Annotated in this window: 19 protein-coding genes and 2 pseudogenes; 7 read left to right on the forward strand and 14 right to left on the reverse strand. The window is 42.2% G+C overall.

Going from position 1 to position 20,152, the window contains the following annotated elements; genetic code table 11:
* Window positions 1-260: 260 nt before the first annotated feature.
* From psbV to V7L01_RS00845, 4 genes are all read right to left on the reverse strand, one after another.
* Complete coding sequence (psbV, locus tag V7L01_RS00830) at window positions 261-752, reverse strand: photosystem II cytochrome c-550 (RefSeq protein ID WP_335031039.1); 492 nt, start codon at window positions 750-752, stop codon at window positions 261-263.
* A 133-nt stretch (window positions 753-885) separates the two neighbouring features.
* On the reverse strand, window positions 886-1,101 hold the full coding sequence (locus V7L01_RS00835) for a hypothetical protein (RefSeq protein WP_335031000.1): 216 nt from the start codon (window positions 1,099-1,101) through the stop codon (window positions 886-888).
* A gap of 198 nt (window positions 1,102-1,299) precedes the next feature.
* Complete coding sequence (locus V7L01_RS00840; protein WP_335031002.1) at window positions 1,300-2,136, reverse strand: carbohydrate ABC transporter permease; 837 nt, start codon at window positions 2,134-2,136, stop codon at window positions 1,300-1,302.
* Window positions 2,133-3,041 (reverse strand): carbohydrate ABC transporter permease, encoded by a 909-nt coding sequence (locus V7L01_RS00845; RefSeq protein WP_335031004.1) that lies wholly within the window; start codon window positions 3,039-3,041, stop codon window positions 2,133-2,135. Before V7L01_RS00845 ends, V7L01_RS00840 begins: the two co-directional genes overlap by 4 nt.
* Before the next feature lie 249 nt (window positions 3,042-3,290).
* Here V7L01_RS00845 and V7L01_RS00850 point away from each other — a divergent pair, with 249 nt between their 5' ends.
* On the forward strand, window positions 3,291-5,747 hold the full coding sequence (locus V7L01_RS00850) for an ATP-binding protein (RefSeq protein WP_335031006.1): 2,457 nt from the start codon (window positions 3,291-3,293) through the stop codon (window positions 5,745-5,747).
* A gap of 323 nt (window positions 5,748-6,070) precedes the next feature.
* On the opposite strand, the pseudogene V7L01_RS00855 reads toward V7L01_RS00850, so the two are convergent.
* Window positions 6,071-6,278 (reverse strand): annotated as a pseudogene (locus tag V7L01_RS00855) (ABC transporter substrate-binding protein); the annotation flags it as partial.
* Window positions 6,279-6,332: 54 nt separating this feature from the next.
* Here V7L01_RS00855 and V7L01_RS00860 point away from each other — a divergent pair.
* Both V7L01_RS00860 and V7L01_RS00865 read left to right on the forward strand, forming a co-directional pair.
* Window positions 6,333-6,578: a type II toxin-antitoxin system Phd/YefM family antitoxin gene (locus tag V7L01_RS00860; RefSeq protein WP_335031008.1), complete on the forward strand. Its 246-nt coding sequence runs from the start codon at window positions 6,333-6,335 to the stop codon at window positions 6,576-6,578.
* Window positions 6,575-6,967, forward strand: coding sequence for a type II toxin-antitoxin system VapC family toxin (locus V7L01_RS00865; RefSeq protein WP_335031010.1), 393 nt, complete (start codon window positions 6,575-6,577; stop codon window positions 6,965-6,967). The genes V7L01_RS00860 and V7L01_RS00865 overlap by 4 nt, the downstream gene beginning before the upstream one ends.
* Window positions 6,968-6,999: 32 nt before the next feature.
* Here the strand turns inward: V7L01_RS00865 and V7L01_RS00870 are convergent, their stop codons facing one another.
* On the reverse strand, window positions 7,000-8,220 hold the full coding sequence (locus V7L01_RS00870) for an ABC transporter substrate-binding protein (RefSeq protein ID WP_335031040.1): 1,221 nt from the start codon (window positions 8,218-8,220) through the stop codon (window positions 7,000-7,002).
* Window positions 8,221-8,447: 227 nt separating this feature from the next.
* On the opposite strand from V7L01_RS00870, the gene V7L01_RS00875 reads away from it, so the two are divergent.
* The gene (locus V7L01_RS00875) at window positions 8,448-9,869 is read left to right on the forward strand and encodes an MFS transporter (RefSeq protein WP_335031012.1); all 1,422 of its coding nucleotides are present in this window, start codon (window positions 8,448-8,450) and stop codon (window positions 9,867-9,869) included.
* Window positions 9,870-9,945: 76 nt separating this feature from the next.
* Here the strand turns inward: V7L01_RS00875 and accD are convergent, their stop codons facing one another.
* Window positions 9,946-10,896, reverse strand: coding sequence for an acetyl-CoA carboxylase, carboxyltransferase subunit beta (gene accD, locus V7L01_RS00880; RefSeq protein ID WP_335031014.1), 951 nt, complete (start codon window positions 10,894-10,896; stop codon window positions 9,946-9,948).
* Window positions 10,897-10,933: 37 nt separating this feature from the next.
* Here accD and V7L01_RS00885 point away from each other — a divergent pair, with 37 nt between their 5' ends.
* The gene (locus V7L01_RS00885; RefSeq protein WP_335031016.1) at window positions 10,934-11,104 is read left to right on the forward strand and encodes a hypothetical protein; all 171 of its coding nucleotides are present in this window, start codon (window positions 10,934-10,936) and stop codon (window positions 11,102-11,104) included.
* Between the two features lie 579 nt (window positions 11,105-11,683).
* On the opposite strand, the gene V7L01_RS00890 is transcribed toward V7L01_RS00885, so the two are convergent.
* The 5 genes from V7L01_RS00890 to V7L01_RS00910 all read right to left on the reverse strand — a co-directional run bounded on the left by V7L01_RS00890 (window position 11,684) and on the right by V7L01_RS00910 (window position 17,646).
* Complete coding sequence (locus tag V7L01_RS00890; protein ID WP_335031018.1) at window positions 11,684-12,529, reverse strand: prepilin peptidase; 846 nt, start codon at window positions 12,527-12,529, stop codon at window positions 11,684-11,686.
* 117 nt (window positions 12,530-12,646) lie between these two features.
* Window positions 12,647-12,907: a hypothetical protein gene (locus V7L01_RS00895; RefSeq protein WP_104908437.1), complete on the reverse strand. Its 261-nt coding sequence runs from the start codon at window positions 12,905-12,907 to the stop codon at window positions 12,647-12,649.
* Between the two features lie 90 nt (window positions 12,908-12,997).
* On the reverse strand, window positions 12,998-14,083 hold the full coding sequence (leuB, locus tag V7L01_RS00900) for a 3-isopropylmalate dehydrogenase (RefSeq protein WP_335031020.1): 1,086 nt from the start codon (window positions 14,081-14,083) through the stop codon (window positions 12,998-13,000).
* A 141-nt stretch (window positions 14,084-14,224) separates the two neighbouring features.
* Entirely contained in the window at window positions 14,225-16,993 is a 2,769-nt protein-coding gene (locus V7L01_RS00905; RefSeq protein WP_335031022.1) for an HAD-IC family P-type ATPase, read from the reverse strand.
* Between the two features lie 95 nt (window positions 16,994-17,088).
* The gene (locus tag V7L01_RS00910) at window positions 17,089-17,646 is read right to left on the reverse strand and encodes a hypothetical protein (protein ID WP_335031024.1); all 558 of its coding nucleotides are present in this window, start codon (window positions 17,644-17,646) and stop codon (window positions 17,089-17,091) included.
* A gap of 450 nt (window positions 17,647-18,096) precedes the next feature.
* Between V7L01_RS00910 and V7L01_RS00915 the strand changes: the two genes are divergently transcribed.
* Both V7L01_RS00915 and V7L01_RS00920 read left to right on the forward strand, forming a co-directional pair.
* Window positions 18,097-18,522, forward strand: a complete 426-nt coding sequence (locus tag V7L01_RS00915) for a universal stress protein (protein ID WP_335031026.1) — start codon at window positions 18,097-18,099, stop codon at window positions 18,520-18,522.
* 401 nt (window positions 18,523-18,923) lie between these two features.
* Window positions 18,924-19,394, forward strand: a complete 471-nt coding sequence (locus V7L01_RS00920) for an SRPBCC domain-containing protein (RefSeq protein ID WP_335031027.1) — start codon at window positions 18,924-18,926, stop codon at window positions 19,392-19,394.
* A gap of 53 nt (window positions 19,395-19,447) precedes the next feature.
* Here the strand turns inward: V7L01_RS00920 and V7L01_RS00925 are convergent, their stop codons facing one another.
* Window positions 19,448-19,822, reverse strand: a complete 375-nt coding sequence (locus V7L01_RS00925; RefSeq protein ID WP_335031029.1) for a hypothetical protein — start codon at window positions 19,820-19,822, stop codon at window positions 19,448-19,450.
* A 131-nt stretch (window positions 19,823-19,953) separates the two neighbouring features.
* Window positions 19,954-20,152: pseudogene (locus V7L01_RS00930) on the reverse strand (hypothetical protein); the annotation flags it as partial.

Raw genomic sequence — 20,152 nt, forward strand, 5'->3', positions numbered from 1 at the left:
GCAAAAAGCTATGCAATCAGTAATAAATTCTATACTCCCATAGCCCAAAAAGCCTGTGAATAAAGGTAAACAGAAAAATAAAATATTTTTATTTTTTCTTTAGAAATATTCTGGTTTTTTAAAACTTTTTTGTGCGCCAACAGGAACATTTTGTGCTGTCGGTAAAACTAGGTATTGGGGACTAGGGATTAAGGACTGAATTCTTTTCAATCCCCAATCCCCAGTACCCAGTACCCAATATCCAGTACTAATTTTGGGATTTAGTAGTAGATTTTTCCGCCTCCCCACTTAGTGCCAACGATTTTGGGTTGTAACAGAATATGACCGGCGATCGCTTCCAAGTCGTCATCCGTCAGATTTCGCATTGCTGTGAAAATATCTGCACTCTTGATACTGGGGTGGATTTCGGAAATCTCTTCTTCCCCGTCGTATGTAGTGGGATTTTTCAGGTAATCCACCAAGCCTTCAACATTATTACGGTTGGGTGTTGCCAGTGCCAGATCGTCTGGAGTGAGTCCCACGTTCTGGTTTGTCTTGGTAACTCCCCCAGCATGACATTGGGCGCAAGCGTAATTAAATAAGCGTTTGCCTTCTTTGACTTGTTTCAGGCTGAGTACGGTGGTATCACCCTGAGCATTTAATGGCACTGTTCGGGTAGCTTTGTCCAGTTCCACTGCTGTCGCGCTACCGACAAGCAACTGAAACGAGAGAAAAACAGTAACCACGACAACGCCAATTAGTCTTCTAAACATGTTTCCCCTTAAAAATTTATGACGCTCAACACAGCTAAGAAAGCGATTCTCAATCTCCAAGCTGTTAATAGCTAATGACCCATTGTTTTTTGTCATTAGCTATCAGTGATTAGCCAAAGCCCGAGATAACCCTTCAGGTGACCTCGTTATCGCCCTCCAAGTCGCTAGTACCTTTTGGGCGTGTTTCAGACGATATTTGGGAAATAATTGCCTTTGCATCTTCTAACGCCAAACGGGTCTTTTGGTGTTTGTAGGCGATTCCCAGTTGGTTGCACAGAGAAAACACTTTTTCTACAGGTATACTGTAGTCGGCTGCTATCTCTGCGATCGATAGGTCTGCAAAACCCATAATGCTTGTTAACTGATAGATAGAGATTGAGTCGCTGTAATACCAATATCACGTTAGGAGTGCAATTTGTTGCCCAAAATACTGTTTGGGGATCGGGAGGGGGCAGGGGGAAGGGAGCAGGGGGCAGGGGGCAGGGGGAGCAGGGGGAGCAGGGGAAGAATTTTTAACTCTTGACTAATGACTAATGACTAATGACTATTAACCCTTTCCCCCGGTAAAGGTGACGCTTTGAATAAAGTAACGATTAAAAAAGGCGTAAATACCTAAAGCTGGTAGGGTGAAGACCATAGAAGCCGCCATAATGTAGTTCCAATAGCTGATATATTGACCCTTGAAGGTGTTCAGCCCCAAAGGGAGGGTAAACATTTCTGGGTCAAATAGGATAACTATAGGCAGTAAAAAATTATTCCAACTCCCCATAAACACAAAAACTGCCTGTGCTGCTAGTGCTGGTTTTGCTAAAGGTAAGACAATATGTCGGAAGATTCCAAAGGTATTTAAGCCATCAAGTTGAGCTGCTTCTTCTAGTTCTTTAGGAAAATTAACGAAAAACTGTCGCATCATGAAGATAAAAGTGGCATTAACCATGCTGGGGACAATCATGCCTTGGTAAGAATTTAGCCAGCCGATCGCTTTTAAAATCAAAAATGTGGGAATTAGAGTGATTTGTGTGGGTACTGCCAGTACTGCCAAAATTAAGAAGAACCAAAAGCGCTTACCTACAAAGCGCAGTCTTGCCAAGGCATAACCAGCCATTGAATTTAACAATAAGTTTAAAAGAGTGACGCTGATGGCGATCGCTACACTGTTGAACAACCAGCGCCAAAACAGCGGTTCTTGGAGAAAGATTTGTCTGTAGTTATCGAGAGTAAAATTTTTGGGGAGAAAGTTGGGTTCACCGCCGACAATCTCTGTTAGCGGCTTAAATGAGGCTGAAAGTGCCCAGAGAAAGGGAATTAGGGTAACGATCGCATAGAGTGTCAGCAAGACATACAACAGGGCTTTGAGCCAGGAGAAGCCAGAAATGTTAGTCAAATCCGTTCGCCTCCAAAAAGTCGCCGCTGAATCAAAGTGATGGCAATGATGACTGATGCTAACAGAAATGCGATCGCGGCTGCATATCCCATTTGTAAATTCCGAAATACAGCTTGGTAAATTAGCAGCACCACAGTTAAGGTGGCGTTGTTTGGCCCGCCAGTACCGCCAGAGAAGATGTAAGACTGGTCAAAAAGCTGAAAAGTCCCAATCACCCCTACTGCTACCACAAAGAAGGTTACAGGCCCAAGCAAGGGAAAAGTAATGTGGATAAATTGCTGCCACCCATTTGCGCCATCAAGTTCCGCCGCCTCATAAAGCGTTTGAGGTATATCTTGCAATGCCGCCAGATAAATTACCATGAAAAACGGCGCGGTTGACCAAATGTTCATCATCATAATGCCTTTGAGCGCAACTGCTGGATCGCCCAACCAGTTATAAGTAGGTAGCCCCACAAAAGCGAGAAAATCGTTTAGTAGCCCGTCGGTGTTATAAATCCACATAAAGATCAGCGTCAGCACTGCTGAAGAAGTGACTGTTGGTAAAAAGTAGAGAATGCGCCACCAGTTTTTACCGCGAATCCCAGAATTCAGTGTTACCGCCAGAATTAAAGCTAGGACAGTTTGAGCTGGCACAACAATGGCTACATATTCGGCTGTGTTTCTCAAAGCAATCCAAACCCTTTCATCTTCAGCCAATCGCGTAAAGTTCCGAAAACCGATGAACTCGTACTGAATACCGCCAAGGAGTCGGACTTTTTGCAGGGAAAGAAAAACGGCGTAGAGAATGGGTAAGACTACAAAAGTTCCTAAAACCAAAATAGTGGGCATCATAAACATATACCCAGCCAAGCCTTCGGTGATATTCCATCTGGGGTTTCTGCGCCGCCTGTTAATTTCAAACACTACTAAACCTCCGCTTAATCCCGCACTAACCCGACTGTAGCGATGGGTCGTGCATGATTATTTATCGTACTCCTGTAATAAAAATATTTAACCTGATTAAATGAGTCTCTATCTTTGGAAAGCTTAGACGCAAAACAACGAGTTAAGAGATATTGCTTGTATAAGTTAATTGTATATGTGACTTAGGGAACTATATATTTAGTTTCCTTAGAGATGCTAATTAACTCGACTCAAGCAACAGGACACAAAATGTCATATACAACCTACTTACGTTCGATTAAAACTGAACTCCAAAGAACTGGGAAAACTCAAAAAAACTTACGAGTCAAAACTATCATAGAACAGTTTGGTTATCAGCGTAGAAGTCAATCATTCATAGATAATTTTAATACTGCTCTTGATGCAATGGGGCTTTGTGCAAGTCCTGAATTTGATTTGTATATTCCATTAGATACAAAAATAGCTATTTCTATTAAAGGTGTAGAACCAATAAATCAAGTAGCTGAATCTCAACTAATTTCACCCTCACTAAAAGAGGCAATTTCAGTCAAGCATGATTTTTTCTACTACTTATTTGATTTCGGCTATGAACAAGAATATGAACGATTCCAAGCATGTTTAGATTCTCAGCAGCCAGTAGGTATTTTTTTGATTCCACAAGTAGAAGATTTCTTCTGTGATATTGTTGTCAAAATCTTTAATTATGAATTAATTAGAAAATATCAGTATAGCGGTTATAATAGTATACCGAAAGTTGCCAATAGGAAAATTCCTACAAGTATTGCCTCAGAAGATACAGATTGTGAAGATGAGCAAGAAAAACCCATCTCCGATGCTGGTATTTTTCAGTTTTATCGCTCAACGATGACCAGCATTATACTTGGTAATACTGGTTTAGAGTTACTTGATTCTGAAAAATTCGATCGGCAATTTGAGCAGATATCTCTATATGCCAATAAATATAATTCCGAACAGTTTTTTATTTTATTTCATTGTCCATCGGTATTAGAAATCCAAGCTCATCAGCAAGAAGATGCTTTAGGATACTTGGTAGATAGAGTTGCCAGTAAAATTCCTTTTACTTTTACTCTCAGGTGTAAATATCCAAATCAAGCCTCTATTGAATATGAAGAGGAAATATACGCCCATTTTCGTTTACTTATGGAACTTCCATATTATCAAATAGAAGAAGATGATGCATGTTTGCGAGATTACTTTATAGAATTACAAAAGGCTCAAATGCAGGCTGAATCACAGTTATTTTTAAAGATGAAAAATGAACATTTTTACACTCTGAAGTGGCAACAAGAAAGTAAAGAATATATCTATCTCAAGTACTTTGCTATTAAAACTTTGGAAAATCTAGGATATGGATTGTCTAATATCGGCTGTGAAGTTGAGTTGACTTCTAGGGATGAGGAAACAATAGATGAAGATCCATCAGATTCAAATGATTATGAAGATTACCAAAGTGAAATCATCCAAGTCTATGTAAAAAATCAGATAGTGGTTGAGATAGAAACTCTCAAATACCAAGATTTTCAGGATGGTAATCTCTTTTTAGATCCAATTAAAAGAATTTTAAGAAAATCAAAAGTATGGCCGAATAAACTAGAAAGTCTTTGGTTGGTAATTCCCGGTTTTGAGATAGCACGCAACTATTACCAACTAAAAAAAGCTAAGGAAATATTAGAATATAAGTTGTCTGGATATTATGGCGATCGCTTCCAGGTTGTAATCATGGCTCCTGATTATGAAAAACACCAATTAGTCCCAGTATCATTTGACTCTATCGATTATCCATCTTTTGAGTATGTGGCTAAAAAACCTAGTTTAGTACAAGCATATCCAATTACTAACCGCATCAAAGAATTTAAGCTTGATTTTAGCCAAGTACAAGGGTTAAATCAAGAAAAAGAAAAACTAACTAGACTCCTAAAGCTGCAATCTAAAGGATACAATAGTTCAATTGGTGGAATTCTTTTCTATGGCTTACCAGGATGCGGTAAAACTCTACTAGCAAATGCCTTTGCTAATGAGTCTGGGAGATATTTCTTTAAGTTCTCTCCTGCTGATCTTGTCAGTGTTTGGATAGGGCAAAGTCAAAAAAATATTCGAGATATCTTTGCTCAAGCTAAGAAAAAATCTCCTTCACTTTTATTCATTGACGAGTTAGACAGTATTGGATTTAATCGTAACGAAGACAACGCACACACAGACCAAAAAGCAACTATCAATCAATTACTCATAGAACTAAATAATCTTCAGAATAGTGATGTAATTGTCATTGCTGCTACTAATTATTTGAGTGGCATTGATAGAGCTTTGAAACGTTCTGGAAGATTGGATTGGAAAATTCCTATTTTCCCACCTTCTCAAGTAGAAAGAATAGATTTATTCAAACATTACTTATCCAAAATTGATATAAATCAGCTAATTATTTTTGAAGTATTGGCGGATAAAAGTACGAGATTTACTTCATCAGATATTGAGTTAGTTTGTCGGGAAGTTAGAAATGCTATTCTCCTAGAAGAAATAAGTTCGGATTTGACAACTTCAGATGTGATTACTTACATCAATAATCTGCAAGATGGTGGCTTAAGTCTGAATGAAGAACAAGTCAAAGAATTTTTAGAAGAGTGTAAAAGAATGAGTGTGAAGAGTCCTAAGTTAGAAGCTCTAAAACTAGAATGGGGATTGTATTAGGCTAAGAAAAATGGCGTAGGCGTAGCTTGTCGTAGACATCGTACCTTTTGGCAGTGTTGAAAAATAACTTTAGGAAGATGCTATATTTTCATCCTCGTAAACTGCTAGTAATAAGTATAAAAGTAGTAGCGATCGCCTACATTTCAACTTGTTATATAATCCTGTTCCTGAACCCAAACAACTTTTATTAATTCCAAAAGCAGGACATTTCCAAATTTACCAGCCGGGAATAAATTCGTATTTGCAAGAAATGCAAAAGTTTATCGAAAATGTGGAGTTTCGCCAGAAAATGGATAGTGAGAAATAGGACAATTTTTAATTGCTTAATTCATTGTTTTAATTTGCTGATTTGCTTCATTCTCTGCCTTCAGCATCGCTTGTTTTAATGGTTGTTGCCCCAACAAGGCGCTGACAAACTGATTTTCAAAGTTATTTACGATGCCTACGGCGGGCTACGCCTACGCACTTGGATACTGTAGCGTAATTAACACCCGCGACTAATGGCGATCGCAATGAGTCTTGGTCATAGCCAGTAAATATTGAGCAATAGTTCATGCTATGTCCTATTAGAATATGACTATAGTCATGACTACGGTTATTATGAAATCAATTTCCAAAAGTAAACTCAAATCTCAACTTCTTGAGTTCTTGCGACTTGTAGAGTCAGAAGGAGAAGAAATTGTAGTTACCGATCGCGGTAAGCCAGTGGTGAAAATTTCCAAATACGCACAAGCACCTTCAACAGAAGAGTTATTTGGGGAAATGCGCGGTAAAGTGAAGTACTTTGAGGATTTAACTACACCAACCACTGAGGAATGGACACAATTGTGAAGATAGTCCTTGACACTTGTGCCCTAATCTGGTGGAGTTTAGATCCAGCCAAACTTTCTGAACAAGCTAAAGAAGCGTGCAACCAGATGGAAAGGGATAAAAATGGTCTTGTCCCTTCCATAGCTATATGGGAAATTGCGATAAAAATCAAAAATAAAAAACTAGATTTAGGAGTCAATCTTAACGATTACGTAGTGAGGCTGAAAAAGTCTAGTACCGTTCAGATTATACCCATTGATGAAAATATTTGGATGGAAAGTGTCAATTTAGAATGGGGTCATCGAGATCCAGTAGATCGAGTTGTTGTTGCACTAGCCAGAAGTAATCAAGCTGCAATAATTACATCTGATAAGGAAATAACAAATTTTTACTCAGAGGTGATTTGGTAGAGGCAAGAAAGATTACTTACTTAGACTAAGCATTACTCCATCGCCTTAATTTGCTGATTTGCTTCATTCTCTGCCTTCAGCATCGCCTGCTTTAATGGTTGTTGCCCCAACAAGGCGCTGACAAACTGATTATCAAAATTATTCACGATCGCACTTGGATATTGACCCACCTGCCACGGTGTAGCATAATTAACTCCCGCGACTAATGGCGATCGCAATGGATCTCGATCGTAGCCTAAGTTCTTGGCCACTGATTTACGTGTTGGCAAAGCAAAGCCTGTTCCTGTCCATTTTTGCATTCCTTCTTTACCCGTGAGATAGGAAATCAATTCCCAAGCTTCGGCTTTGTGCTGTGCAAGATTATTCATCACGTAGGCAACGGTAAACACCATCGTCCCTTTTTTATCATTAATACTAGGCACTGGTGCGGTAGCAAACTCTAGTTGGGGAAAGGTTTCAGTTAAATAGGGAATTGCCCAGTTACCTTCAATTACCATTGCTACTTTACTCTGACCAAACATTTCACTACCTGAGTTTGTTCCTACATCAGATTTTTGGGCAGATGAGCGGTCTTTTTGATACTGGTTTATTACTAACTGTAAACCCTGTAAACCTGACTCACTGGCAAAAGTAGCATAACCATTTTTATCTACGAGTTGTCCGCCAAAGGCTTTAATTTTATAAGCCTGACGCGCCAATTCAGGAATTTCGCCAAACCCGTATTTGTTAAGTTTGCCTGTCAATTGTTGCGAGTAGTTACGTAATTCATCCCAAGTTGCTGGCGGATTACTTAAGCCTGCGGCGGCAAAGGCTTTTTTGTTATAAAACAGAGCCAGGGTTGAATAGTCTTTGGGAAGACCGTAAATCTGATTTTGGTATTTGAAACTGTCAAGTAGGGCATCCTCAAAATCTGTTAGGTCAAATTCGGGGGTGATGTAACTTTCTAACGGTTCTAAGACATTCTGACTCATTAAGAAAGGAGCTTCCAGCGCATCCAGATAAAATACATCGGGCGCAGCTTCCCCAACTAAACGAGTTTTGATTACATCCATGTATTGGTCGGAAATTACCTCATATTTGACCTTAATAGTTGGATGTTGTGCTTCAAAGTCTTGCAGTACTTGTCTCAACAGTTTTTGCTCAACAGGAGAGCCTCCCCAACCACTAAGTTTGATGGTGACTGCGGTAGATGCTAACGGTTTGCTTGGCAATTGTAGGCTTTGACAAGCAATAATAGCGATCGCGATCGCCATCACCAAAGCCAAAAAATTAAATAATCCTTTATTGTTCACAAACAAATAATATTCTCTTTCCTCGCTTATACCTTGTGTTATTAAGGAATGATATTTTACTTATTTGAAATTTTGGCTGAAAATTGCAAGCTAAAATAACGAAAAATTATCAGCAATGCTAATTCAAGCATACTGAGTCCCTTTCCAACCTGATTTGTCCGAGGATACTTCACCCATAATTTATGTTGATGGATTCTGTTCAGATTGAAACAACTGCGCCACTGACTCTGGAATTTACCCAGATTGCCTCACCACCAACAGCAATCTCTTCAAACTCTCGAATTCCCAAGGATACTATTCGCACTAGTTTAAAAGCTTCCACTGCGGATTCTGTCTTAGCAGCGGTTTACTCCCTTGGAACTGGCGGGATTTTACTCAGCAATTTCTTGGTGGAATTGGGTGCTAGTCCAGTGGTATTTGGGATGCTGTCCTCTATCCCCATGTTGGTCAATCTCATTCAGCCGTTAGGTGCTTACTTGTCTGAACGCAGCACCAGCCGCTTTCAATATGCTCTTCGGACACACGGAATTGGTCGGCTGCTATGGCTGGTTTTAGTAATTGGTATTGTAAGTGCAAGCTGTGGAGTAATTAATACTCACCAGTTAGTGATATTGACACTCTTGATTGTTCTATTCAGCAATCTTTTGGGGGGACTAGGAAGCGCATCGTGGCTAACTTGGCTAGCAACCATCGTTCCTCGGCGATTGCGAGGCAGGTATTTTGGAACACGCAATAGTGCCGCTAGTCTGACTAATTTGATTTGTGTACCAATGGCCGGTCTAGTTGTATCACATTGGTATGGGGGATCTCTACAAGGTTATGGGGTAGTCCTACTGGTAGGCATTGTGTTTGGGATTGTGGGATTGGGGTGTCAATATTTCCAGGTGGATATGAATCCGCGATTGCAAAACACTTATTGTGGTAAGTTACCTCAAACAAGTGAGATTCAGGCAGAGGTCGTAAAAGATGAATCTTCTGAAGTACCTCAATCAATTCATCCGCCACAAGACCAGTTAACTAACAGCGTCTGGAAAAACTCTAACTTTTTGAGATTTCTGCTATATTTCAGCTTCTGGACGCTTGCTGTTAACCTCAGCAGTCCTTTTTTCAACCTCTATATGCTCGACACCCTGAATTTGGATGTGAGCTATGTGACTTTCTACAACAGTCTTCAGGCGGGGGCGACTTTGCTGATGCTCATCCTGTGGGGAAAATTAGCAGACAAGATAGGCAATCGTCCCATCCTCATCTGTGTTGGAATTTTGGTTGCAGCCACACCACTGCTTTGGCTGGGGATTGGTGTTAATCACCTTGACATCTGGTTGTGGTTACCCCTGTTACACATCTTGCTTGGAAGTACTTGGGCGGCCATTGACTTGTGCAACAACAATATACAATTGGCGATCGCACCAATTAAAAATCAGTCTATCTATTTTGCGATCGCAGCTGCCGTTGCTGGAGCGAGTGGTGCTTTAGGCATAACTATAGGCAGCTTCATCGTCCAATTTGCTCAGTTTGGAGGCTTATTGGGCTTGTTCGCCCTCTCTAGTCTATTTCGATTAGCAGCACTTGTTCCACTCATGTTTCTTCAAGAGCCAGGCAGAGGATGAGAAGAATGAGGAGGATAAGGTAGTATTTTCTCCCTTTTCTTCCCCTTCTTCCCCTGCCTCCCCTGCCTCCCCTGCTCTACTCTGCGGCAGTAGAAGTCAAGGACATTGTTTCCCACAACACCATATGAGGTGTTGTTAATACAGGCTGGTGTAGGGCAATCAGCTGGGCTAGAGTGTTCTTTAATTGGGTACGGGGTACGATATCATCAACAAAACCGTGCTGGAGCAAATCTTCAGCAGTCTGGAAATTTTCGGGTAGTTTTTCCCGCAGGGTTTGCTCAATCACTCGCCGACCAGCAAAACCAATGGTTGCCTTGGGTTCTGCCAAAATTAGATCGCCCAACATCGCAAAACTAGCGGTAACGCCGCCCGTTGTCGGATTGGTTAAAACTGGAATATATAATAGTCGGGCATCTTTATGGCGCTGTAGGGCTGCGGAGATTTTCGCCATCTGCATCAAAGAGAGCATTCCTTCTTGCATTCTCGCGCCACCGGAGGTGCAGATGATAACTACAGGATAGCGTCGTTGAGTTGCTTGCTCAATCATCCGGGTGAGTCTTTCTCCCACGACCGAACCCATACTACCACCCATGAAGCGGAAGTCCATAACCCCAAGGGCAATGGGTAAACCATTGATTTGACCTAAACCAGTTCTAACCGCGTCTATTAAGCCAATTTTATCTTGTGTTTCCCGGAGGCGATCGCTGTAGAGTTTGCGATCGCGAAATTCCAGCGGATCGGTTGGACGCAAATGCTCGTCTAGCGGTTTCCAGGTATTATTATCTATCAATTGACGGATGCGCTCATCGCTGTCTACCCGATTGTGATGACCACATTCGGCACAAACCATCTGATTTGCTTTCAAGTCTTTTGTGTATGCCAACACGCTGCACTTAGAACATTTATGCCACAAACCATCAGCAATTTCACGTTCTTGGCGTTCGAGGCTGGTAGATCCTGATTTCCGTCGATTTGCAAACCAATCAAATAGAGACTTTAAACCGCGTGATTCTTCGTTGTTAGCCATTTTTTATTTTATTTTAAGTGGGCATGAGGTCGAAAACATGTCAAACCGTATTGGGTTGTCCTTAGCCTTTTGTCATTTGTCTTTATTAATGACCCTTCGGGTGACGCTCCTGCGTCGCTACCGCTTTGCTAACGCCAGTTACTCATGGGGGAAACCCCCAAGACCGTACTGGCTCACTAAAGGCTACATCGTCAAACTACGCTTTTAAGCAATTCAGACCTTAATTTTCATCTTTGGTTGCCAGCTTAACGAAAATACTTATGCCAATACAAGTCTCTTACTCTTTATTTTCAGCAGACTTAATTATATGGACGTACTGACAAAGCCATGAGAATACCAACCTCCAAATTAAGATGCTCTCCCTCTCCCACCCAAATCAATGATTCATATTGCTAGGTTTTGAACGATCGGCATCTGTTGCACTAGTGTGCTTGCCAACGGTTAATCGTCGTTAAGAGGGTAATACAAGTCACAAGCAGAATATTATCAAAATATGAAGGGTTGATGGGGTAATGTTGGTTACAGTCACGAATTATAAAGAAAAGGCAGGGGGGCAGGGGGGCAGGGGGCAGGGGGAAAGGGGGAGAATAATAAAATTATCTCTTTCTCCGGGAGCAACGCGAAAGAGCGAGATCCTCGTGAAATAGGCAAGGGAGGCAGGGGAAGAGAAAGAACTAAATGTATAAGTAATCTATTTCGGTAGTAAAAAGTACTAAAAATGTCTCTTTATTCCCCCTGCTCCCCTGCTCCCCTGCTCCCCTGCCCCCTGCCTCTTCCCCCCTCCAATTCAAGACGCTGGAAAAAATAACCGCAGGTAGCTAGACAAAATGGCTTCGCCGCTAAACAGAGCGATCGCAGATCCTAAAGCCAGAAAAGGGCCAAAAGGCATCTTTTGTCCTAAGCTTTGTCGAGATGTCTTTTGACTCGCGGTGCCTCTACGCATAATGACAGCGCTACCAATTAACGCTCCCAGGAAACAAGCAATAAAACTAGCCAAGAGTAAATATTTCCAGCCTAACCAGGCTCCCATCATGGCTGCTAACTTGGCGTCACCTGCACCCATTGCAGTTTTACCAAAGGCAATTGAACCCAATAAGGCGATCGCATCAAATAACCATAAGCCCAAGACTGCACCAACTATTGCCATCATCAGGTGATTTACCAATGCCACAGAACTAGCCTCTGGTAAAAAACCAACCACCATTTGAAACAAAATCCCCACCACTAAACCCGACTGAGTAAGCGGATTGGGTAGAGTCATTGTATCTAGGTCGATAAGCGATAGCGCCAATAACCAACTACAAAAAGCCCAATAGCCTATTGTTAAAATCGAAACTTGAAATACTAAAAAAATCAGCAAAAAAATTATGCCCGTCACCCCTTCTACCACGGGATAACGGACAGAAATTTTGCTTTTGCAATATCGACACCGCCCTCTTAATGAAATCCAGCCGAATACTGGTACATTGTCGTAAGCTTTTAGCTGGTTTAAGCATTTAGGACAACGAGAAGGTGGCCAAAGAATTGACAACCCAGCAGGTAGCCGATAAACAATAACGTTGAGAAAACTGCCAATAGATGCACCCAAAGCAAAGACCATTACACTCGCCGGAATGGCGAACAAAATGTCCATACAGTCATTTGTCCTTTGTCAATTTGTCCTGTGTCATTTGTCCTTTGTCATTTGTCCTTTGTCAATAACAAATAACAAATAACAAATGACCAATGACCAATGACCAATGACTAATGACTAATACATGTGTGATTCAATTTGACTTAAGGGCACAAAACATTCTTGAGGTAACAGAACTGGTTGGTTAGTAAAAATAACCTTACCTCGATGAGTCACACGATTAATTGCTACACCGGAAGGTTGCCCAGCTATTTCGGGATGAACTTCACAGTGAGTATAGTATATTTGCCCAGCAGCTCTGATTACAGCAGGATCAATCAAAGGCGATTGGTTCTTTGGGGCGGTAAAATTTACTTGACCTTGTCGTAATGCGTACACTATCGACTGTTATTTGATTGCTAGATTTCCCTTTAGTCTACCCGAAACTTATAGCAAAGGTTGCCAAATTGCCCAACTTGCATTATTTAATTATTTTTCAAGAGCTAAAATCAGTGCATCGCCCATAGCGCGGCAACCCAGGAGATTTTTTCCTGGAGAAATTATGTCTCCGGTGCGATCGCCTTGTTCTAAAACTTGCAATACGGCTTGTTCGATGCTATCTGCTGCTTTTGGTTGGTCTAAACCGTAGCGCAACATCATCGCCGCACTCAAAACCTGTGCTAGAGGATTTGCCTTATCCTGTCCGGCAATATCAGGGGCGGAACCATGAACTGGTTCAAATACACCAGGCCCAGAAGCGCCCAAACTAGCTGAGGGTAACATCCCAATACTACCTGTGAGCATGGCAGCAGCATCAGAGAGAATATCACCAAACAAGTTGCCTGTAACGATGGTGTCGAACTGTTTGGGAGCGCGTACCAACTGCATAGCCGCATTATCTACATATAAATGAGAGAGTTCGATATCTGGATATTCTTGAGAAAGTTGGGTGATGCGATCGCGCCACAACTGAGATACCTCTAATACGTTCGCTTTATCCACCGAACAAAGTTTTCCACCGCGTTTTTTTGCTGCTTCAAAAGCCACCCGCCCAATGCGTTCAATTTCCGACTCTGTGTAAACCATTGTATTTACACCGCGTTTCTCACCATTTTCTGTGGCAAAAATCCCTTTAGGTTTACCGAAGTAAATCCCACCAGTGAGTTCGCGCACCACCATAATATCCACGCCTTCGACAATTTCGCGTTTCAAAGTGGAGGCATCGATTAGCTGGGGCAAAATTTTCGCTGGGCGCAAATTGGCAAATAATCCTAAACCTGCACGTAACCCTAACAAACCTGCTTCTGGGCGTAAATTGGATGGCAGGGAATCCCACTTATAGCCACCAATTGCTGCGAGTAATACAGCATCACTGTTACGGCAAGCCTCTAGAGTGGCAGATGGTAAAGGTTCCCCTGTAGCGTCAATTGCTGCACCACCGATGAGGGCTTCTTGGAATTCAAACTTCAGATCGAATTGCTTCCCTACGACTTTCAGCACATCTACCGCCACTGCCATAATTTCAGGGCCAATGCCATCGCCGGGGAGTAGAGTAATGCGGTAGTTCTGGGTCATAGCTCGTTATTACTAGGTAAATGCTTGCAGATTAAATATCATACCTAGCAAAATGTACTGATGGAGTTTTTAATTTATTTGGGTGCGGCTCTAATGTAATCATTTGGGATTGGATAAAACCACTATCGGACTTCTGTATCCCTAGTTGAGCGGATCGAAACGCTGCAAGATGAGAGCTATGAACACCACTGGCAAACCTACACCCATGCAAATGAGAGCTTGGATAAATGTTAAAGGTGTGGTGTCAAACACTTGATTCATCATGCTCCACTGACTGAACAGACATTGTAAAATCACCACAACTACAATTCCGATCGCAGGTGCATAAGCTACGGGTGTGCGTTTACCTTGGATTCTCAGTTTACCTTGGATTCTCACGACTAGAGATGGTAAAAACTGGGTAATGCTTAACAGGTAAAAGACTTCTGCTGCCACCAATCCATTAATCGCCATCGTGCGAGCTAGGGCTTCATTGCCTGTAGTTTGAAGTATCCATTGAAACACCCCAAAAATTACCACCCAATTGAAAGCAGAAATCGCTAATATGCGCTTAAGTAAACTACCTGATAAAAGCTTTTCTCTAGGGTTGCGTGGTGGTTGCTGCATCACCTGTCCAGATTTTGGCTCAAAGGCGAGGGGAACAATCAACCCTACTGAACTGACCATGTTGAGCCAGAGAATTTGGATTGGTAAGATGGGAAGCACGGTTGCTAGGAGAATGGCAATCAAAATCGTCATGGATTCGCCAACGTTGATCGGCAGCAAAAAGGCGATCGCTTTTCGTAAGTTGCGATAAACCCCGCGCCCTTCCTCCACAGCCGCTTCTATTGAGGCAAAGTTATCGTCAGTTAGAAGCATATCCGCCGATTCTTTAGCAACCTCTGCCCCGGCTATGCCCATCGCTACACCAATATCTGCCTGTTTGAGAGCGGGAGCATCATTGACACCATCTCCAGTCATGGCAACAATTTCACCCTGAGACTGCAATGCTTTCACCAGATGCAATTTTTGTTCTGGAGCAACTCGCGCAAATACCATACCTTGTTCAGCTGCTTGAGCAAATTCTTTTTCATCCATCTGAACTAATTGCCGTCCGGTGAAAACTTGTGCTTCAGTCGAGCAAATTCCCATTTGCCGGGCGATCGCAGCAGCTGTTAGCGCGTGGTCGCCTGTAATCATTTTTACCTGAATTCCCGCAGATTGACAGGCTTTTACTGCGGCGATCGCTTCCTCACGAGGCGGATCGATTATGCCCTGAAGTCCCAGAAACACCAGTCCTTGATCGATATCATTACGATCCAAGGATCGCTTAGTCGCAACTTCTTTGCTGGCAAAAGCTAGCACTCGTAACCCTTGGTTTGCCATACCAGCAACTTCCTCTTCCACTGTGGCAGGATTGAGTGCAACCTGTTGTCCTTGAGCATCGAACATGCGATCGCATCGTTGGAGAATTGCCTCTACAGAACCTTTGAGATAAATCATATTCAGCGATCGCTTTGCATCTAATTCATGCAAAGTCGCCATGTACTGGAATTGGGACTCAAAGGGAATGGTGTCTATTCTAGGTAATTCTTGCTCTAGATTGGCTTGCGTCAATCCCACTTTATTGGCAGCCGTAATCAATGCTCCCTCAGTTGGGGTTCCTACTAAGTCCCACTGTCCATCTCCCCATTCGATTTGAGAATCATTGCAGAGCAATCCTGCTTCCAGGGATTCCCAAAGAGCAATATGTCCATCTGCATTGAAATCAACAGGTTGTTGATTGATCAAGATTTCACCGTCTGGGGCATAACCAATACCGCTAACGGTGTAATGTTGTCCACCCGCATAAATCTTTTGAACCGTCATCTGATTCTCAGTTAACGTCCCAGTTTTGTCAGAACAAATAACAGTGGTACTTCCCAAGGTTTCTACAGCAGGTAGCTTGCGAATAATCGCCTTACGTCGTGCCATCCGGGAAACTCCGATCGCTAAAGTGACGGTAACAATCGCAGGTAATCCTTCGGGAATCGCACTGACTACCAGAGCCACACTCGCTTTGAAAACATCAATCCAAGATTCGCCTTGTCCTAATCCGACTGCAAATGTCAGGGCAGCTAAACCTAAAATGACATACAACAAGCTTTTGCTAAACTTGTCAATATTTCGTGTCAGCGGTGTTTTCAGATTTGTGCTGCTTTCAATTAACTGGGAGATGCGACCGGTTTCAGTGGCATCTGCGATCGCTACTACAATCCCTTCTGCCTGTCCAAAACTAACGAAACTTCCGGCATACACCATATTGCTTCGTTCGGCTAATGGTGTTTCGATAGGCAGTGATGCCGTTGCTTTCTCAACCGGAACGGATTCGCCTGTTAAGGCGGACTCGTCAACTTGCAAACCACGCACACTTAATAACCGCAAATCAGCAGGTACTTTATCCCCAGATGCCAGCAATACCAAATCACCAAGAACAAGTTCAGTCGAAGCTAGACGGGTTTTTTGACCATCACGAATCAAAGTTGCTTCGGTAGTCACGGCTTTGGATAAAGCTGCGATCGCACCTTCTGCTTTAGATTCTTGAATGTAGCCAATGATGACATTAATTAAAGTGACACCAAAAATTACTCCCGCATCTAGCCAATCTCGCAGCAGCAGCGTCACCACTCCCGCCGTCAGCAAAATATATAGTAGTGGTTGATTAAATTGCTCTAAAAATCGTAGCCAAGAACTTTTTCCACTTTTACCAGTCAGTTGATTTGCACCCATCTGCTGGTGTCGTTTGGTAGCTTCTTCATGGGTTAAACCTGCTTCTGGATGGCTGGCTAACGTTTGCACAACCTTTTGTTTGCCCAGAGTATGCCATTCATAGTTGAGTAAATCTTTTGTTGTCTGGGCAAAAGTATTTGTAGCGATCGTATTTGCTGTCATCTCAGTCTCCAAATAGAAGTAACCTTTAAACTAATTCGTAATTAAGACTCATCAGATTTAATATCGATTTCTCTGTTTGAATCTCTACCTTTTTTTCAAATTTGTGTTACTAACGAGAATCTTTTGCTAAGTTCATAAACATGCCACTCTCGCACACCCCAGTAACGGAGAATAGATTCTGCTTGCCAGATTTCATCTGCTGTTCCTTCTACCTTCACCAAAAATTTTTCTTGGCAGGTGGCTGGCTCACAGAGCCTAGCTTGCCTTTCAGGAGCAAACCAACCTTGAAATGCGCCATAAACACTGCCAAAAATCGCACTCGCTCCACCCGCCAGCAGTGTACTCACCACAGATTCAACCGCTAATGCCGGCCCAAAACCGGGAATAACTAATACGCCAAGTCCAGCTGTTAGTGCCAGGAAGCCCCCGGCTGTTCCTCCTGTAATTGCACCTGCTTTAGCACCTTCGAGCGGAGTTATGGGATGTTTTCCCGCATTAGCATCCTCGTGCAATTTTTCGTCTTCAGAGTCTAAAGTAAACACAGAAATTTTTTGCATGGGAAAGTCAATCGCTCTGAGTTCATCAAGCACCTGTGTTACAGCCTGACGGGTAGAAATGATGCCAATCGCATTTTTAACTGCACTGAAATTCATCACAAAATCTCCTATAAAAATCAGTAAGTTTAAAACGAAGCTTTATTAATCTCCAAATAGCAAAAAACTATAGTTTTATAGTGTGAGCTTGAACCGTATTAGTTCGGGTATTCGTTTTAAACCTCAGTTGGCTTAGTTTCGTTTCTCTGCTTCTTTTCCAGGATTGCTGATGAATGTGAACGAAAAGTGAATAAATCGTTTATCTACCTAATTTCACTTTTAAATCACATTTGTGCCTCAAGCTAAGAGAATGTCTGAAAAGTTTTTTTGTATACATCTCACCCTTGGAAAGAGATCCCCCTAAATCCCCCTTAAAAAGGGGGACTTTAAGACTCTTTCCCCCCCTTTTTTAAGGGGGGTTAGGGGGGATCAAGAAATATTTGATACTTCTCAGACATCCTCTAAAAGACAATACAAAGTAAATGAAGTAGTTGATTATTGGAGTTGGATATGAGCTTTAAGAAGATTTTGGTGGCAGTCGATGATTCACCTGCTACTGCAACAGTGTTTGCAAAAGCGCTGGAGTTAGCCCAAAAAGATGCTGCTCAGTTAATGATTGGTCACAGCATTGAGCTAGCAGCTTCTAGTCAACTCACTGTGAACTTAGTAGACCTGGAAATAGAAACACAACAGGCACAAAGTTTACTCCAGTTGTACTATCAGAAAGCGAAAATACTAGGCATTATGGCAGAATCCAGTTATCAAACAGGAGATCCTGGTACTAACATCTGTGATTTAGCCCGGAGTTGGGGAGCAGATTTGATTGTGCTTGGTCGTAGAGGACTTAAAGGATTTGCCGAACTTTTAGCAGGAAGTGTGAGCAATCACGTCGTTCATCACGCTCCATGTTCCGTCCTGGTTGTTCAACGTCAGTAATTCCTTGACAACTGTCTAGCAACCGCCAGAATTTTGCTGTTCAAACGTGAGTTTTCCACACAATAAACAATGTAGCTTCTTCGTAGTGGTCTGTCCCATTAATTTTGCGCGGTGAACTAACTTTTAATTTCTTTTCTTCTTTCTCTTTCTTTGCGTACTTCGCGTCTTTGCGGTTCGTTCCTCAAACCCCGCAGAATTAACGCGATTAACCAGTAGTCCACCAAAAAAATTTTGCGAGTTTTATTTTATGGTAAGAAAATCAAGTTATTTTCTTACCCTGCTTTATCTACCATCTTTCACCCGTAATTTTTGGGTTTATCGAGTACTAGGACAACAATACATTGGGTTATTTTTAGCAGGAATAACCGTTTTTATTCTGGTTTTCCTATCAACTCATACCCATGAAAATCTATACTGAAATCGAAATTCAGGCATCCGATAAGCAAGTATGGAACTTACTCACTGATTTTGCCAGTTTTCCACATTGGAATGTGTTTATTCGTCAAATTAATGGTTCGCTGAGTGAAGGGGCACAGCTAACTGTTCACTTTCAGCCTCCGGGTACAGATATTATCATCTTTCGCCCGACTGTGATTACGGTAGAACCTAATCGCAAATTGCGCTGGTTAGGGCACTTTTTGATCCCAGGATTATTTGACGGCGAACACAGCTTTATCATTGAACCGCTAGGAAGCGATGTCTACGACGGGCTACGCCTACGCGTCCGCTTCATTCAGCAAGCATCTTTCCAGGGCTTACTAGTACCTCTGCTGGCTCGTCGATTAAATATTGACATTCGCCAAGGGTTTGAAGCCATGAACCAAACATTAAAAACCAAGGCAGAACGCATTGAACTAGGGACTGGGGATTAGGGACTAGGGATTGGGGACTAGGGATTGGGGACTCTTAAGATTTCGGATCGATGTTATTCCACAACCTCATAGCGCACTAACTTTCTAACATCCTGACGGGGTAGACTTAGTTCTTGGGCAATTGTCGCTTCTATTTGACTGAATTCTATTGTTGGAAGTTCTAATTCCAGCCGCTTCAGGATGGGGTCTGCTGTTTCTACTTCTACCTGGGTAATTTTTTTAGTTCGGTTGACGGCGGCGTTAATGAGCAAGACATTGACTGATAACCGTGCTTCAAGTTGAGTATCTGACTGAAGTTTTTTTTCTGTAGAGTAGGGTCGGTTTAACTCTTGAGCAGCTAGGAAATTACAGCCAAGCCAAAACACAACCGCTACTAGTGGTAGAGGCAACCAAAATTCTAATCCCAGCCCTTGCAGCCAACGTTTCACACTACACCTGCCTGTGATTTTGCTTGGTTATACTTCGCACCTTCATTCTGTCTTGAAATAGGGAACAGGGAACAGGGAACAGAAAAAATATTTTTATGCCCTCTTTGTGGGCAAATGCCCGTGGGGGTCTATTAATATTTGTGCAAGAGGTTTATTGCTATTTCGGCGTACCCATTTGCTATTTCGGCGTACTCATTTGCTATTTCGGCGTACTCATTTGCTATTTCGGCGTACCCATTTGCTATTTCGGCGTACCCATTTGCTATTTCGGCGTACCCATTTGCTATTTCGGCGTACCCATTTGCTATTTCGGCGTACCCATTTGCTATT

The sequence above is a fragment of the Nostoc sp. genome, assembly GCF_036917095.1.
Lineage (GTDB): Bacteria > Cyanobacteriota > Cyanobacteriia > Cyanobacteriales > Nostocaceae > Nostoc.